At 67.0% G+C, this 1,346-nt stretch carries 1 protein-coding gene; it reads right to left on the bottom strand.

Translation table 11 applies throughout. From position 1 onward, the window contains the following. Window positions 1-171 precede the first annotated feature (171 nt). The gene (locus EZM81_RS17940; RefSeq protein WP_136646729.1) at window positions 172-1,212 is read right to left on the bottom strand and encodes an IS110 family transposase; all 1,041 of its coding nucleotides are present in this window, start codon (window positions 1,210-1,212) and stop codon (window positions 172-174) included. Between the last annotated feature and the right edge of the window lie 134 nt (window positions 1,213-1,346).

Consider the following 1,346-nt stretch of genomic DNA (forward strand, 5'->3'; position numbering starts at 1 on the left):
CGCGTGCCGATCTCTAGTCGCGTGCTCGACCTTGCGGGCGGCACCAGCGAACGTACGGCATCATCGAGACCGCGTCCCGGCGAAGGGACATCGGAGGACCGGGCATCCCGGTCCAATTCGGGGGGGCAGCGGGCGAGCGGCGCTCGGGTCAGTCGGATCGGGATCGCGTCGTCACGCCGCCGCGCTGGCACCGGCGGGATGGGTCAACCTGAAGGTCGTGCCATCGCTCCACATCCGGTGCAGGACCACGCCGAGGCGACGAGCGACGGCAACGACCGCGCGTTTCATGCCGCGTCGCTTGGCGACCTGCATGCCCCAGGCCTTGAGCCAGCTCTTGGTCTGCGACTGATAGAGCATCACCGTCGCCGCTTGGAACAGCGCGGTGCGCACGTTCTGGTCGCCCGCAGCGCTGATCGCGCCCACCACGTCGCGTTCACCGGATTGCTCCCGGCGCGGTGTCAGGCCGAAGTGCGGGCCGACCATCTTCGAGGACCGGAAGCGCGCGGGATCGTCGATGCCCGCCTTGACCTGCAACGCCACCACGGCGCCGACGCCGGGAACGGTCATCATCAAGCGACACACCCGGTCGGCCCGCGCGATCCGGCGCAGGCGGTTCTCGAGCTTTGCCAGTTCGCTCCGAAGGGCGGCGTGGCCGCGCAACATAGCGGTCACCATCGCCGTCAGCATCTCGTTGCCTTCCGCAAGTTCGCGGGCGCGTTCCGGCAACCGCCGCCGTGTGATCTGGCCGAGCTTGAGGCCGAAGCCGCGCAACATGCCGCGCATCGACAGCTCGATGCTGATCATCGACTTCTGCAGCGTCCGGCGCGCGCCGAGCAAGGCACGGAGTTCCTGCGCCGAGACCGACTTGCAATGCACCGGGCGGAACCAGCCCATGCGGATCAGCTGCGCAATTCCGAGCGCATCACGGCGATCAGTCTTGATCGGCATGGCCTTCAGCGCGCCCTTGACCTGGCGGGTTTCCATCAGGACCGCATCCAGCCCGGCCGCGCAGAGATGACGATGCAGCCATTGCGACAGCGGTCCGGCCTCAAGCCCGATGCCAGTGATGCTCACATCCATTCCGCGCAGGAAAGCGATCAGCGCCTCAGGTTCGCTGGCGACCTTTGCTTCCCGCACCACACTGCCCGACGGGCCCACGACGCAGACGGAGCAGCTTTCAAGTGACACGTCGATGCCGACAAAATGATCCATGGTCTCATCCTCCCGTTCGGATCGTTGCCGCCGACCGGAACGGTCGGCCGTGACAGGACGATAGCCAGCCTCTTGACCGAACCGACAGCGCAACGTCAGGCCCGGGAGCGACTCGCCCATTACGGCATCTCTGT

This window comes from Tabrizicola sp. YIM 78059 (genome assembly GCF_004959785.1).
Taxonomy (GTDB): domain Bacteria; phylum Pseudomonadota; class Alphaproteobacteria; order Rhodobacterales; family Rhodobacteraceae; genus Tabrizicola; species Tabrizicola caldifontis.